Source organism: Microcoleus sp. T2B6 (assembly GCF_036700475.1).
GTDB lineage: Bacteria > Cyanobacteriota > Cyanobacteriia > Cyanobacteriales > Microcoleaceae > Microcoleus.
Window position 1 is genome coordinate 1 of record NZ_JAUBOZ010000147.1, and the last position, 14,253, is coordinate 14,253.

Consider the following 14,253-nt stretch of genomic DNA (forward strand, 5'->3'; position numbering starts at 1 on the left):
CCCCACTGCTGCCTCCCGTAGGAGTCTGGGCCGTGTCTCAGTCCCAGTGTGGCTGATCGTCCTCTCAGACCAGCTACCGATCGTCGCCTTGGTGGGCCTTTACCCCCCCAACTAGCTAATCGGACGCGAGCTCATCTTCAGGCTATAAATATTTTCCCTTTCGGTACATCGGGGCTTAGCAGTCGTTTCCAACTGTTGTCTCCGTCCTGAAGGCAGATTCTCACGCGTTACTCACCCGTCCGCCACTAAGTATTTCTACTCCGTTCGACTTGCATGTGTTAAGCAGACCGCCAGCGTTCATCCTGAGCCAGGATCAAACTCTCCGTGTTGGATTGTTTTTTTTGGCTTTAATCAAGTTCTTTCTACTCAGCCCTCAAGGCTGGTTTTTTTCCCTTGACTTTTTTCTCGTTGTTTGCGATATTGAGTATCAGCGATGCCTTTACTCTCTATCTTGATTTTTTTGACGAGGTTAATAGTGCTTTAAGCTTTCAAACTATTCTTTTTTCTAGGTTCAGTTTTCTACCTTTCTTTTGACCTTTAGTTCGTGGTTCAGTGAACCGCTTCCCTTCTGGCGCTTTATTAATGTATCAACTCTCCCCAGAGTTGTCAAGCGTTTTGTGAAAATATTTTTGACTTTTTTTTGAACCTATACACACCAAGGGTTTCGGCTCTTACGTTGCTCTCCGACCTCTGCTGGCTGACTCCTCTTGATGGCTATGGGGTCTTTTTGCCCCGGAAATAGGTTTTTGGGTCCGGGTCTCTCCCGCGAATCGGTAGAATATTTGCACATATAGATGTTCTATATAGAGATGGTCTATATATATTTGTTCGATCGCCCGCTTATGAAAAAACCTGCCGCTCGCCCTAGTGCCTTATTCCTTACCTGCGCTTCACTGCTGATCGCTTGCACTCAGACGAACACTCCCCAGACATCGACTACAGTATCTCCAGGTACTTCGCCATCTCCGGCAACTTCGCCACAGGGTTCTGCTGCGGGGAACTCTACCGCTATTCCCGTTGGGGTTGGGGTGGCGCAAACTAGCAATGTGGCTTTGCTGGGTCAGGAACAGGTGGCTGGGGCGAAAATTGCTGAGAAGTATTTCAACGATAAGGGCGGTGTGGATGGGACGCCGATTAAACTGGTGTTCCAAGATACGGGTGGAGATGAACAAGGGGCGATCAATGCCTTCAATACTCTGATCAATCAGGATAAGGTGGTAGGTCTTGTGGGCCCAACTCTCTCCCAGCAGGCTTTTAGTGCCGATCCGATCGCCGATCGAGCAAAAGTTCCCGTACTCGGCCCCTCCAACACCGCTAAAGGCATTCCCCAGATTGGCGATTATGTGGCCCGAGTCTCCGCGCCTGTGGCCGTGGTAGCACCTAATGCAGTTAAAGCTGCACTGAAGCAAAATCCCAATATTAAGAAAGTAGCCGTGTTTTTTGCTCAGAATGATGCTTTTAGCAAATCTGAGACTGAAACTTTTCAGACAACGGTTAAAGATATGGGACTGGAATTGGCAACAGTCCAAAAATTCTTGACTACTGATACAGATTTCCAATCTCAAGCCACTAATGGGATAAATGTCAAGCCGGATTTAATCATTATTTCTGGGTTGGCCGCCGATGGAGGCAATTTAATTAAGCAATTGCGGGAGTTGGGTTACAAAGGCGTTATCATTGGGGGCAACGGTCTGAATACTTCTAATGTATTTCCTGTTTGCAAGGCTCTTTGCGATGGGGTTTTGATTGCCCAAGCCTACAGCCCGGAATACGAAAATGAAGTTAATAAGGCTTTTCGCGATGCTTATCGCGCTCAATTCAAGAAAGAACCGCCTCAGTTTAGCGCTCAGGCTTTTACGGGCGTACAAGTTTTTGTTGAGTCATTAAAGGCAATTAATGCTAAGTCTAAGGTTAGCGAAAAGCCGTTGGCCGAGTTGCGGACAAATTTGAATCAGCAGTTGCTGGGTGGCAAGTACGATACGCCTTTGGGGGAAATTTCTTTTACGCCTGAAGGTGAGATTAATCAGAAAGAGTTTTATGTGGCACAGATAAAAATGGATGCTGATGGAAATAATGGTAAGTTTGAATTTTTGAAATGAAGGCACGACACGGATTATGACACGGATACACGGATTAATTACCGCTCGTTCTTTCTGATGTTCAAGGAAGATGCTGAAGGAAGAGTAAAAAATTGTATGCTGTTTGTTTGTGAAGGACTTCGTTGTGATGCCAAATTCTTAACTGGTGATGGACTTAACTCTGTTTTTGCAACAATTTTTGAATGGTTTGTCGATCGGCAGCGTGTATGCTATTTTTGCCCTGGGATACACGCTGGTGTTTTCTATTCTGGGAATTATTAATTTTGCTCACGGTGCAGTATTTACTTTGGGTGCTTATTTCACCTATGCGCTGATGGGAGGTACTTTCGGTTTTAATGGGTTGTGGGCTAATGCTCGAATTCCCCTGCAGTTGCCTTTTGCTGTGGCGTTAATTTTGGGAAGTGTCATGGCTGGTTTGGTAGGAGTAATTGTTGAAAGAGTTGCTTTTCTACCTTTGCGCCGCCGACTCTCAGATCCTCTGCTGACCGTGGTTTCTAGTTTGGGTGTGGCAGTTGCGACCGCCAATATTATCCAATATCTTGTCGGTGCGGAAATTTACACTTTTCCTGCTAACACTTACGGCTATTTGCCCGCTGCAATTAACTTCGGGACAGCGGATAAACCAATTCCGATTCGGACTGTTCAAATAGTAATTTTTGCGGTATCAGTTGCGATTGTGGCTGTCTTAACTTACTTAATAAATTTTACTAAGTTTGGCAAAGCAATGCAGGCTGTGGCTGAAGATGCTACTACTTCTAGTCTGTTGGGGATTGATACTGATAGATACATTGTTTTGACGTTTTTTGTGAGCAGTTTTCTGGCTGGTTTGGCGGGAAGTTTGGTGGGTTCGAGTGTGAGTATTGCTGGGCCGTATTTTGGTATTGCTTTTGGTTTGAAGGGTTTGGCGGTGATTGTGCTGGGTGGGTTGGGGAGTATTCCTGGGGCAGTTTTGGGTGGGTTTATCATTGGTTTGGTGGAGGCTTTTGTGCCAGGAGATTTTTCGGCTTATAAGGATGCTGTTGCTTTTGCCATATTGTTTATTATGCTATTGGTTAGACCGCAGGGTTTGTTTGGACGGCGTTTGATTCAAAAGGTGTAAAATAGATAATTAGGTGATTAAAATTGGGGCGATGGTTCGACGCTTCGCACGCACCAACGGCCACGGGGGATTGCCCCCTAAAGAAACTAATTAGATCGGAATGATTTAACCGCAGAGGACGCAGAGAACGCAGAGAAAGAGAAGAGAGAAATGAATGATTATGATGGGACTGGATTTGAGATGAAGTTGGTATTTAAGTATGTTTATTATTTAAAATAAAATCATGGCTGCATTTTTTACTACTTATGGGTTTTTGATTGTCTCGATGTTGCTGGGTGCAATGTTGGGAATGTCGCTATATTTGCCTTTAATGACTGGTCAGTTGTCTCTGGCTAGCCCTGGTTTTTATGCGTTGGGTGGGTATATTGCGGCGATTTTGTCTACGACGGTGTTTAAGACGACAGGGGGTTTGTTTCCTCTACCATTGCTGTTGGTGGAGATGATAATTGCAGGGGTTGTTTCGGGGTTGCTGGGGATTTTGGTGGGAATTCCGGCGCTGCGGTTGAGTGGGATTTATTTGGCGATCGCCACTATTGCTTTTGTAGAAATTTTGCGGGTTTTATCGCTGAATCTGGATATCACTGGCGGGGCGGTTGGCATTTTTGGGATTCCGCAACCGTTTGGGACGCCGATCGAGTATTTGTGGATTGTACTACCTTTACTGTTGGTAAGTATGGCGATCGTCTATCGACTGGAACGGATTCGGGTGGGGCGGGCTTTTGCCGCGATTCGGGCTGATGAGTTGGCGGCAGATGCGATCGGCATTAACCCAACTTTTTATAAGGTTTTGGCTTTCACGTTAGGTGCTGTTTTAGCTGGTGTTGTGGGTGCAGTTAGCGCTCATTTTTTGAATACTTGGAACGCCCGTCAAGGGACTTTTGATGCTAGTATTATTTACTTGACTTCTGTGTTGATTGGTGGTAGCAGAACGTTTCTGGGAGCAGTTTTGGGTGGGATGGTGTTTACTGCTTTACCGGAGGTTTTGAGGGGGATGGCGACTATTCAGGGATTGCCGCTTTGGTTGGCGCAATTTCTGCGGGATGGGCGGTTAATTATTTTTGGATTGCTGATTGTTTTGGGGACGATATTTTTTCCGCAAGGTTTGGTAACGCCGGAGTTGTTGAAGAGGTGGAGGAAGGGCGATCGTACTTCTGTTTAAAATTTGATGTTTGGTAAAGAAAGGTGCGATCGCATCCCCACTCCTTATCGATCGCCTATCCATAAAAAAAGAAAGGTGCGATCGCATCCACACTTTTGATCGATCGCCTATCTATAAAACCGTGTCTCACAGATCGCTTATGATAAATGTATCCTCGTATGTCTGGGAGTTGAAACTATGTCTCTCGCTGAGTTAATTCCTTTGGTGAACAGTCTGAGCCAGTCAGACAAATTATCACTCTTCAAACTCCTAGCTGTGCAGATCCCAAAGGCTGAACTACAAGTTATCTTTTCTGCATCAGAGTATCCGGTTTGGTCGCCCTACGACGCAACGGAAGCTGCAAACATTCTGATGCAGATGATTCGGGATGACCGAGAGGCATCTACTCATGCCTAGTACGATCGAGTTTCCCTTTTCTGACGATGAAGCATTACCCACGATTCCCATCACTCGCTCGTCATGCAGGCTTTTCTGTCTCCGCGAATGCACTGCTAGATACAGGGTCTGCGGTCAACCTATTACCTTATGACATAGGGCTGCAATTGGGTGCAATTTGGGAGGAACAAACTATCAGCTTGCCATTGGCTGGAAATCTTGCAAGGGTTGAGGCGCGGGGTGTATTTGTGCATATTCAAATTGGGAATCTGGAACCAGTTCGTCTAGCATTTGCCTGGGCACAATCCTCTCAGGTGCCATTAATCCTTGGGCAAACGAACTTCTTTCGAGAATTTGATGTTTGTTTTCAGAGATCGCGATGTACGATCGAGATTATCCGCTTCTAATCAGCGTCGATGTCGATCGGTAAAAAAGAGAGGGGCGATCGCCGATCGATAAAACAAGTCAAGAGCGATCGCATCCACACAAAGAGTGTGATCTCCCTGTCGGTAAAAAAAAACAAGGTGCGATCGCATCTTTCACCCTATGAGTATCGCCTCCACACTCCTCATTTTTCAAGTGGTGTTAATTGAAATACTTTCGGTTAAACAAATAGTCGCGGTGCTTGTCCTTCTTTCCACAGGTAAACACTCTTTGCCCCATCCGCCTGAAGAGACCAAGGATCTAGCCCATTACCTGACCAGCCATAGGGATCGATCGATACTTGTTGACCATTGTTAGTATTTGTTAACCTATACACGGTAAAATGCAAGTGAGGGCCAAGGCTACAGCCAGTGTTGCCAGAAAGACCAATCTGTTGACCAGCGCGTACAAATTGCCCTTCTCGAACATCAATTCTACTTAGATGACCATAGGAACTCTGAAAACGCTCACCATTAGATGCGGTATGTTTAATCTCTACGCCTAAAGCAGAGGTCATTCGATTTAGAACGTCGCAGAAAAATGGTTGGAACTGTCCACCATAGGAAACTTCACCATCTGCAACGGCTAGAACTGGAGTTCCCTCCGGCAGCGACCAATCATAGCCATTATGACCGTCACTAAAAGCATTTGGACTACCAATAGGAATTTTATCACCTCGCCAAGTAAGCATATAGTTATTGGAATCTTCAAATACACGAGGAAGATCGTGATCAAAATAGTTTGCCGATCCAAATTCTCCCGAGAAAGGTTTTTGAAACAAAGGAATACTTTCTGTATTGAGTAATGGTGTCGGCGGCGTTGCTTGTCCCGTGATAAAATCACCACTTGTAAGTTCAGAAGCCTGTACATTATCGAGTACAGCTAAAACCTCTCCACTGGTCGTCGAAATCAAAGTATTAACAGCAGAATTTCCAGTGCCTTGAGTAATTCTCAGATTCCCGAAAGTTAGACCCCCATTTAATTGAATCACATCAAAGCCCGTCACAAAATCAGTGATGATATCTGTGCCTTTACCTGGACTTAAAATAAAAGTATTGTTACCGTCTCCACCGATTAGAGTATCAATGCCTAAATCGCCAGACAGTGTATCGTTACCTGCGTCTCCATATAAAATATCATCGCCTTTGCCACCGTTAACACTATCATTGTCTTCTTCACCAGATACATCATCGTTACCTTCGCCACCGTTTAAAACATCGTTTCCTACTTCGCCAAATAAGACATCGTTGCCTTTGCCTCCAGCGACAGTATCGTTGCCTTGTTGACCGTCAACAAGATCGTCCCCCAGGTTGCCATTAATGAAATCATCACCCGCATTTCCAAAGAGCGTATCATTGTTCCCAAAGCCATAGATAGTATCGCCACTAGAAGTACCGAATAAACTATCAGCCAGATCGGTGCCATTAATAATTGCCATGATTTTTTCTCAAAATAACCTGTATTTACAAACTGATTGCACCCTAAAGTTTTTGAGCTTCTATTTATGTATTAGGGAGAACCCTCTACTTTTTACGCAAAGTAGCCGTGCTTGTTACAATTATTTACAATATTTGTAATCTTGACCAATAAAATTTGGAATGATGGCAGCCACTTCCCCTGGCAAACCTGCTTCTTCGTTATTCCGTATCATAGACCGATCGCTCAAAACTGCAAAGCGAAAAAAGACGGAAAAAGACGGGTCTTTCTAAAATCGCTATGCAAGGCGGAAAAAGACGGATAAAGGCGGATAAAGTCGGCTATACTAACTATAGTTCTCCGACCCCCCTACTGATGGACACTGCCGATATCTTGCAATTTGTAGATAAAGTGCTCAGCGCGAAGATAGGCAAACATCTAAATGACTTGCAGCGTAAAATTATCGAGGGAATACTCAAGCGACAAAAGTATTCTGATATTGCAGATACTTACGGGTGTACGGCGGGTCATGCTAAGGATGTAGGTTACGAGCTTTTGCATATGTTATCTGATGCTTTTGATGAACCAGTTGATAAAGGTAATCTGGAATCGGTTCTAGAACGGCAATTAAATCTGAATATAAATTTTGGCGATCGCACTACTAATTTTGGTAATAGCAATACAATTAACTATATCAATGGTTGCTCAGAACTACCTACTCCTACCCCAGATAAAAGTCAGCCTGCGACTCCCGACTTCCAGGATGGCACGAATCAAGTTAAAATTGAAATGGTTGGTAAATTACGACAGTTGGGATTAAAGGATGAGCAAATTGCAGAGGTGCTAGGGTTAGCTTGGGAGGTAGTGAAGCAGATAGATTGATAATAGCTTTTAGTTGTTTAAAACACACATCCTCAGTCAGGAGGTATAAGTTTTATGTTTGCAGTCGTCACCCCAGAAAAAATTCACTTGCCACCAGGAACAGTTGTGAGGTTGCCAGGTTGTTGGCACGATTACCAAACACTTGTAACACAATTGGGCGATCGTTCAATTCCACGCATCAAATATCGACCAGGAGAGATTTTATTAATGTCCCCTTTACCAGTACACGGAAAACAATCTCATATTATTGCAATGGTGGCAATGGTTTTCCTAGATTACTTGGGGCGAGATTATGAAGCGTTTACACCAATTACGATGGATTTGCCGGAGGTAAGAGGAATTGAACCAGATTATTGTTTTTATATCGATAGTTGTGCGACAATTATTGGTAAAGATCGGATTGCTTGGGGTGTTGAACCGCCGCCCGATCTAGTAATCGAAGTAGACGTAACTAGCTACACGGATTTAGATGATTACTTGCCTTATCAAGTGCCTGAAGTGTGGCTGTTTAAGAAAAATAAGCTCAGAATTTACGACTTGCAAAACGATCGATATGTAGAAAGTTCAGTTAGCCGTTATTTTCCCAATTTTAATGTATCAGAAATTGTGGAGGAATGCTGGCAAATGTCGCGCGATCGCCCTACAAGTACAGTCATTCGGGAGTTGCGGCAAAAAATTGAAATGGAAAACGGTTGAATCATATCGTGTTCGGTGAATTGACCCTAATTCCTGTAGGGGCAGGTTCACCAACAATAATCGCCTAAAACCCACAATAATCATAAACCTGCCCCCACCCAACGATTACAAACAACTTTGATTGTGGCTAATCAAACAAACATGGTATTCTGCCAAATCTTAATACTTTTGTCACTGCTGCCGCTAGCCAAAAACTCTCCTTCTGGGCTAAAATTAACCGAATAAACAGAGTTATTGTGACCCGCAATATTACAAATTTCTTGACCGTCTTTCACTCGCCAAATTTTGATAGTTTGATTGCTGCTGCTAGCCATAATCTCGCCATCGGGACTAAAAGCAATAGAATCAACATACCACGAATGTCCTGTGATAGTTAAAACTTCTTGCCAATCTTTGACCCACCAAAGTTTAATAGTATTGTCATGGCTGCCGCTAGCCAAAAACTCTCCATTCGGACTGAAAGCTATGCAGCGAACGGAGTCTGTATGACCTGTAAGTGTGCGAATTAGCTTCCCATCTGTGACGCGCCAAATTTTGACGGTTCTGTCCCAACTGCAACTAGCAATAGTTTCGCCATCAGGGCTAAAAGCAACAAAATAAACTAAGTTGGTGTGACCCGCAAGGGTGCGAATTTCTTGCCCGTCTTTGACGCGCCAAATCTTGATTGTTTTGTCCCAACTGCTGCTAGCAATAATTTCGCCATCGGGACTGAAAGCTGCGCTGTAAACTGAGTTAGTGTGACCCACAAGCGTGCGAATTTCTTGCCCATCTTTCATCCGCCAAAGTTTGACAGTTTTGTCGTGGCTGCTGCTGGCTAGCATCTTTCCGTCAGGGCTGAAAGCTACTGTATAAACTGAGTTAGCGTGTCCTGTGAGGGTGACAATTTCTTGCCCGTCTTCAACTCCCCACAGCTTGATTGTTTTGTCATCGCTGCCGCTGGCTACAACTTCTCCGTTGGGGCTGAAAGCCACAGAGTAAATTAAGTTTTTGTGGCCTGTTAGGGTGTGAATACATTGCCAGTTATAGGTTTGCTGTTGGGGCTGGGCGGGAGTTTTTCCGGGTTTAACTAACTTGAAATTTGTTTGAGGAATTGCTAGATCGATCGCCACTTGGGGATTAATTTCTTTTAATACTTCAACAGCCGTTTGATAGCGGCGGTTGGTAGCATTTTCAATCATTTGGTCTAAAATTTTCCCGAGTTGTTCACTCACCGGGTTGTTGGCTAAATACTGCCGCCATATCCAGGCATCTTCACCAGGATCGAAGAGGTCAAAAGGGGAAACTTGAGTTAGCAAATACAAACAAGTTACGCCTAAACTGTACAAATCGCTGGTAAAAAATGCTTTGCCTCTAGCTTGTTCGGGGGCGATGTATTCGGGGCTGCCGATGCTGGTTCCTGTTTTGAGTAATGCTGTACCTGTGGCAATTTTTGCGGCGCCAAAGTCTACTAAAACTAATTGTTTGTCGGCGCGGCGGATGATGTTCCCGGGTTTGATGTCTCGGTGAATAACGTTGTGGGAATGGATGAAGTGAAGGACGGGTAATAAACTATTGAGTAATTCTTGAATTTGATTTTCTGTAAATGTGCCTTCTGTTTCTACAATTTGTGCTAAATTTTGCCCGTCGATAAATTCTTGGACTACATATTGTCTGCTGTCTTGGATGGAATAGGCTAATAGTTCTGGAATTTGAGGGTGTTTGCCCAATTCGTCTAATCGCATTGCTTCTTGTTCAAAAAGTTCGGCTGCTTTTTTGCTGTTGCGATTGCTTGCTGATGGGATGAGTTGGATTTCTGGGGGTAAAAATTGTTTGATGACGCAGCGAGGTTTTGAGGGTTTGTCTTCGTCAACGGCGAGGAATGTTCTACCAAAACCGCCTTGCCCGATCGCCTTTATAGCCCGGTAGCGATCGCGCAGCAGTAGTTTTGAACGGCAATTCCTGCAAATTTTGGCTGCGGGAGGGTTTTGTGGCTTGGAACAGTTGGGGTTTAGGCAGTAACTCATTCGATTTTAGATTTTAGATTTTAGATTTTGGATTTGGGATTACGGATTTTAGTTTTTATGTTTTTGAATATTTGCACTAGGCAATAAATATTATACCTCTTTAGATTTTAGATTTTGGATTTGGGATTACGGATTTTAGTTTTTATGTTTTTGAATATTTGCAGGAGGCAGTAAATATTATACCTCTTGCCCGACTCTATAAAATTTATAGGACTTATTCTCAGAGGGGTTTTACGCGCGAATTATAGGGGTAAGGTGCGGGGCCCGGCGCACCCTACAGATAGAGGTTTTGCTAGTCCTGAATTAACTCTTTTAAAAATTCCACATAACGGGGTTATCGTCTAAATGATCGGTGACGGTTCGCCCGATCGCGTCAATCTCTTTTAATTCCTCTTCACTCAATTTTACCTCAGCAGCTTTAGCATTTTCGGCTGCTTGTTCCCCGTCGCGCGCGCCGACAATTGCATTTGTTTGTGGCTGGGAAATCAACCAGGCTAAAGCTAAGTTGCCCAAGCTTATCTGGTGGCGATCGGCAATTGGCCTGAGTTGATTTAATGCTGTTTGCACTCGATCGTAATTTTCTTTGATGAACAGCTTATTTTTTGCGCGGTGGTCGCCTTCTTCAAACTTGTGTTCTGGCCCGAATTTACCTGTCAATATTCCTTGAGCTAGAGATGAATAGGCAATGATGGAGATATGATTGTCCACACAATAGGACATCGCATCTTTTTCTACCCAGCGCCAAAACAGAGAATATGGCGGTTGCAAGCTGTCGATGCGTCCGTATTGGGCGGCTTCTTCTATTTGGGCGCGGGAAAAGTTGGAAACGCCGATCGCCCGAATTTTTCCCTGTTCTTTTAACTTGTTCAGGGCGTCCATTGTTTCTGCAATTGGCACTAACTCGGAATCCCAAGTGCCAGCGGGCCAGTGGATTTGGTAAAGGTCGATATAATCGGTGTTGAGGTTTTTTAGCGATCGCTCGCACGCTTCGATTAACAAATCGGGTTTCAGGTGGTTGGCGAAAACTTTGCTAGCATAAACTACTTGCCATCGCACATCTGAAAGTGCTTGACCGATAATTTGTTCCGAATGCCCTTCTCCGTAAACCTCAGCCGTATCAAAGGTGGTAATACCTGCCTCAAAAGCCGCGCGCATTGCTTTGACAGTTTCAGCATCCTCAATTCCCACCCACATCCGCTTCCCAGCTTGCCAAGTCCCCATAATTATCGGGGTAATCTGAATTTGTGATGTTCCCAATTGTCGCTTTTGCATACCCTAAGTCCTCATTTATATTTTTAGTATTCACCCTCAAGCTCTCTAATCTTAACAGAAAAAAGTTGGGTAGTCATGCACAGTAATGATATCGTTTTTTTATGCAAAAATTATAGTGAGGTACAAAGTTAAAAATTGCCCCAATATGGTTTGACAGTTTTTTTGAGAAAGACAAGGTTTTACCAACCAAACGAGAAATTCACGGGCGTAAAGTATTATTAAGTGTTTCACTATAAGTGGTTTTCCCCGATTTTTTACCTACAGGTCGATGTCTTTTAAAAGGTAGCAGTTCTGAATAATATTCCCAAAAATCAGTATAACAAACAGCACATTGTCTCTAGACCAATACGGTTCAGTTAATGTTTTTTTGTCCGAAGAGAGCTTTGCGCGATACATAAGCCCTTCGGGCAGGAGTCGCCAACGCAGGATCTGTTTTTCACAGGGTTTTGTCTCCATGAGTGTCTTATGTGAACTCTATTGACCTATGGACATTTTATTGGCAAAATACAACCTTTTGCTAGCAATCCCTCAATCCATTCTACCCTCGTCCCAAACTACCTTGTAAAGCAATAATTTAATTCTGTAAAATCAGTTTTGCATCTTGTGTTGCTTGAGAATTTTAGCGGGACTGATAAATGAAATGCCCTGAGAAGAAGAGGTACTAATCATGACAGCTTCAATGACAGGCTCATAAACCGTTTTTTCTGCAACCCACTCCACAATAAAGTTTGCACCTGAGCCTCCACTTGTATCATCTGCTGCAATAAAAAAGTCTGTGGAAGCAAGGGGCTTGAGTTCTACTGGACTCTTAATGTCGTGCCTAATCAATTTCCCATCACTATCGTAGTAACGCACCGAAGTAATAATAATCGAATTTGTCAGATCCGTATTGCGGATACTGAGCGTGGCTGACAAATTCATGATCTGATCCTGGCTATTGTAGTGATAAATATGTGAGTAAATAGGGACATATACGGTTTGTCCCATCACAACTTTTGTTTTATCTAACGGGACTGCTTTCAGTGAAATTTCACGTTTTATATCGGGTTGTTGTCTTTGTGAGGTAGTTTGGTCCCAACAAGAGCTCAGGACGATCGCGGCGATCGCCAAACCAACCCAGAAATCATGTTTCAGCTTCATCGGCATTCATCCAAATACACCACATATAGCCTTTCTCAGTAACATGAGGTGCTCTCGCGGGTATAGGGCATAGGGCATAGGGCATAGGGCATAGGGCATCAGTTGCGAGCGGTGTGTACCTCATTTTATTGAGAACCGCTATACATTACAGTTACGTATAAAGCAGAGTGTACCTTCTCTCTCGTTTGAGGCGGCTTAGTGATAAGGTTTGAGCGGCAGTTCAACCTGGAACGTTGAGCCCAGGCCCACTGCACTCGTCACCTGTATTTGTCCGCTGTGTGCCTTGACAATTTGTTGGACGATCGCTAACCCTAGTCCAAATCCACCACTATCGAGCTATCGCTCGGTGTCTACTCGATAGAAGCGATCAAAAATATAGGGTAAGTCCGCTTCTGAAATACCGATTCCCGTATCGATTATCTGAATAACTGCCAAATTGGAATGAAGAACTAGGCGTATCTTTACAGTTCCGCCAATGGGAGTATATTTACAGGCGTTGTAAAGCAAGTTTTCGACTACTTGCCGTAGCAAATCAGGGTCAGCCAATAATTCAATCCGTTGTTCCGGTGATTCGCAGGTAAGTTTGATATTTTGGGCTTCTGCAAGTGCGAGAAACTGGGTTGCTAAATTGCTGAGGAGCTCGTTGAGATTGATTAACCTGAGCGATTCCGGTGCAAGTCGCCCCTGATGACGAGCCAACAGCAGTAAATTATTCACGAGCGCTCCCATTGATTTTGCGGTATCTACAATGTTTTCTAAGGGAGGATGGTAACGTGAATCATCAGCCGCGATGAGCAACCCAAGCTGGGCATTAGTGAGAATGGCAGACAGGGGCGATCGCAACTCGTGAGAGGCATCGGCTGTAAAGCGCTGAAGCTGCTGATAGGCTTGCCGAATCGGTTGCATCGCCAGCCCGCTGAGAAACCAACCTGTGAGGGCAATTAAGCCCAGTGTCAGCGGGACAGCGAGAGTGAGCACAATCTGAAGCTGAGTGAGGCTGTTTTGAGTTTCGGTCAGGGGAGTTGCAACCTGAAGATAACCGAGTACCCCTGTTCTACCTTCAACGGGTAATGTCACCTGACGCAGCCAGATTCCTTTTCCCAAAAGTGGATCGGTCGATCGAACTGTGAGATAACCAAAAGGCGTATTTAACCGATCGGGAGGAGAATTCCCAAAAAAACGAACTAGCCGCCCTTGTGCGTTATACCAGCGCACGTAAATCAGATCTTCAGCAAGGGGATGCGAACCACTGCCTAACAAGGAAACATGACTCAGATCGACCTGGTTCTGGTTTTGGCGAACTTCATAATGCACGCTGGCAGCCATGACTCTAGTTTTGTCATACAGCAGTCGATCGAGCGCCTCTAGTTTATCTTTTACCTCAATCTGATAAATCGCCCCAGCAAACAGCACGAGAATGCTTCCCATTGAGAGGGTGAACCAACGAGCCAGATTGCGACGACTTTCATTGAACACGGCTTGCCTTTACGATCATGACTTTTCAGGGGAAGCGAGGCGATAACCCATAGCGTAAATGCTCTCAATCCAGTCTGCCGATCCTACAGCCTGCAAGCGTTGGCGGAGTTTGCGAACTAGAACAGTGATCGCATTGCTGATACTTTTAATCCAGACAATCCCCGACAATCGGCAACAATCTGAATATAGCACACTCATCAGACAGGTCCCAGA

General features: G+C 44.4%; 12 protein-coding genes, 1 rRNA gene and 3 pseudogenes. 7 read left to right on the forward strand and 9 right to left on the reverse strand.

What is annotated here, in order from left to right; translation table 11 throughout:
- Positions 1-329, reverse strand: a 16S ribosomal RNA gene (locus QUA00_RS33870); the annotation flags it as partial.
- Positions 330-809: 480 nt separating this feature from the next.
- On the opposite strand from QUA00_RS33870, the gene QUA00_RS33875 reads away from it, so the two are divergent.
- The 5 genes from QUA00_RS33875 (at position 810) to QUA00_RS36990 (ending at position 5,139) form a co-directional block, all read left to right on the forward strand.
- Complete coding sequence (locus QUA00_RS33875; protein WP_333412860.1) at positions 810-2,099, forward strand: ABC transporter substrate-binding protein; 1,290 nt, start codon at positions 810-812, stop codon at positions 2,097-2,099.
- Positions 2,100-2,247: 148 nt separating this feature from the next.
- Positions 2,248-3,198, forward strand: coding sequence for a branched-chain amino acid ABC transporter permease (locus QUA00_RS33880; protein ID WP_333412862.1), 951 nt, complete (start codon positions 2,248-2,250; stop codon positions 3,196-3,198).
- A gap of 223 nt (positions 3,199-3,421) precedes the next feature.
- Positions 3,422-4,357: a branched-chain amino acid ABC transporter permease gene (locus QUA00_RS33885; protein WP_333412864.1), complete on the forward strand. Its 936-nt coding sequence runs from the start codon at positions 3,422-3,424 to the stop codon at positions 4,355-4,357.
- Between the two features lie 177 nt (positions 4,358-4,534).
- Positions 4,535-4,753 carry a hypothetical protein gene (locus tag QUA00_RS33890; protein ID WP_333321761.1) on the forward strand — a complete coding sequence of 73 codons (219 nt, stop codon included), beginning with the start codon at positions 4,535-4,537 and terminating at the stop codon, positions 4,751-4,753.
- Positions 4,754-4,779: 26 nt separating this feature from the next.
- On the forward strand, positions 4,780-5,139 hold the full coding sequence (locus tag QUA00_RS36990; protein ID WP_445305779.1) for an aspartyl protease family protein: 360 nt from the start codon (positions 4,780-4,782) through the stop codon (positions 5,137-5,139).
- On the opposite strand, the gene QUA00_RS33895 is transcribed toward QUA00_RS36990, so the two are convergent.
- Complete coding sequence (locus tag QUA00_RS33895) at positions 5,140-5,268, reverse strand: hypothetical protein (protein WP_333412866.1); 129 nt, start codon at positions 5,266-5,268, stop codon at positions 5,140-5,142.
- Between the two features lie 68 nt (positions 5,269-5,336).
- Complete coding sequence (locus QUA00_RS33900) at positions 5,337-6,593, reverse strand: peptidoglycan DD-metalloendopeptidase family protein (protein ID WP_333412868.1); 1,257 nt, start codon at positions 6,591-6,593, stop codon at positions 5,337-5,339.
- 353 nt (positions 6,594-6,946) lie between these two features.
- Here QUA00_RS33900 and QUA00_RS33905 point away from each other — a divergent pair, with 353 nt between their 5' ends.
- Entirely contained in the window at positions 6,947-7,453 is a 507-nt protein-coding gene (locus QUA00_RS33905; protein WP_333412877.1) for a hypothetical protein, read from the forward strand.
- 54 nt (positions 7,454-7,507) lie between these two features.
- Complete coding sequence (locus tag QUA00_RS33910) at positions 7,508-8,149, forward strand: Uma2 family endonuclease (protein ID WP_333412870.1); 642 nt, start codon at positions 7,508-7,510, stop codon at positions 8,147-8,149.
- 131 nt (positions 8,150-8,280) lie between these two features.
- Here the strand turns inward: QUA00_RS33910 and QUA00_RS33915 are convergent, their stop codons facing one another.
- The 6 genes and pseudogenes from QUA00_RS33915 to QUA00_RS33940 all read right to left on the reverse strand — a co-directional run.
- The gene (locus tag QUA00_RS33915; RefSeq protein WP_333412872.1) at positions 8,281-10,152 is read right to left on the reverse strand and encodes a serine/threonine-protein kinase; all 1,872 of its coding nucleotides are present in this window, start codon (positions 10,150-10,152) and stop codon (positions 8,281-8,283) included.
- A gap of 312 nt (positions 10,153-10,464) precedes the next feature.
- Positions 10,465-11,424 (reverse strand): aldo/keto reductase, encoded by a 960-nt coding sequence (locus QUA00_RS33920; protein WP_333310769.1) that lies wholly within the window; start codon positions 11,422-11,424, stop codon positions 10,465-10,467.
- Between the two features lie 73 nt (positions 11,425-11,497).
- A pseudogene (locus QUA00_RS33925) lies at positions 11,498-11,761 on the reverse strand (IS1 family transposase); the annotation flags it as partial.
- A 251-nt stretch (positions 11,762-12,012) separates the two neighbouring features.
- A complete protein-coding gene (locus tag QUA00_RS33930; protein ID WP_333147514.1) occupies positions 12,013-12,564 on the reverse strand; it encodes a DUF3124 domain-containing protein in 552 nt (183 codons plus the stop codon).
- A 195-nt stretch (positions 12,565-12,759) separates the two neighbouring features.
- Positions 12,760-13,992: pseudogene (locus tag QUA00_RS33935) on the reverse strand (sensor histidine kinase).
- A gap of 63 nt (positions 13,993-14,055) precedes the next feature.
- Positions 14,056-14,253, reverse strand: a pseudogene (locus QUA00_RS33940) (helix-turn-helix domain-containing protein); the annotation flags it as partial.

Bases quoted from the DNA above. Each gene is read 5' to 3' on its own strand.
- QUA00_RS33875 (WP_333412860.1), top strand. From the start codon at position 810: ATGGTCTATATATATTTGTTCGATCGCCCGCTTATGAAAAAACCTGCC.
- QUA00_RS33880 (WP_333412862.1), top strand. From the start codon at position 2,248: ATGGACTTAACTCTGTTTTTGCAACAATTTTTGAATGGTTTGTCGATC.
- QUA00_RS33885 (WP_333412864.1), top strand. From the start codon at position 3,422: ATGGCTGCATTTTTTACTACTTATGGGTTTTTGATTGTCTCGATGTTG.
- QUA00_RS33890 (WP_333321761.1), top strand. From the start codon at position 4,535: ATGTCTCTCGCTGAGTTAATTCCTTTGGTGAACAGTCTGAGCCAGTCA.
- QUA00_RS36990 (WP_445305779.1), top strand. From the start codon at position 4,780: ATGAAGCATTACCCACGATTCCCATCACTCGCTCGTCATGCAGGCTTT.
- QUA00_RS33895 (WP_333412866.1), bottom strand. From the start codon at position 5,268: ATGCGATCGCACCTTGTTTTTTTTTACCGACAGGGAGATCACACTCTT.
- QUA00_RS33900 (WP_333412868.1), bottom strand. From the start codon at position 6,593: ATGGCAATTATTAATGGCACCGATCTGGCTGATAGTTTATTCGGTACT.
- QUA00_RS33905 (WP_333412877.1), top strand. From the start codon at position 6,947: ATGGACACTGCCGATATCTTGCAATTTGTAGATAAAGTGCTCAGCGCG.
- QUA00_RS33910 (WP_333412870.1), top strand. From the start codon at position 7,508: ATGTTTGCAGTCGTCACCCCAGAAAAAATTCACTTGCCACCAGGAACA.
- QUA00_RS33915 (WP_333412872.1), bottom strand. From the start codon at position 10,152: ATGAGTTACTGCCTAAACCCCAACTGTTCCAAGCCACAAAACCCTCCC.
- QUA00_RS33920 (WP_333310769.1), bottom strand. From the start codon at position 11,424: ATGCAAAAGCGACAATTGGGAACATCACAAATTCAGATTACCCCGATA.
- QUA00_RS33930 (WP_333147514.1), bottom strand. From the start codon at position 12,564: ATGAAGCTGAAACATGATTTCTGGGTTGGTTTGGCGATCGCCGCGATC.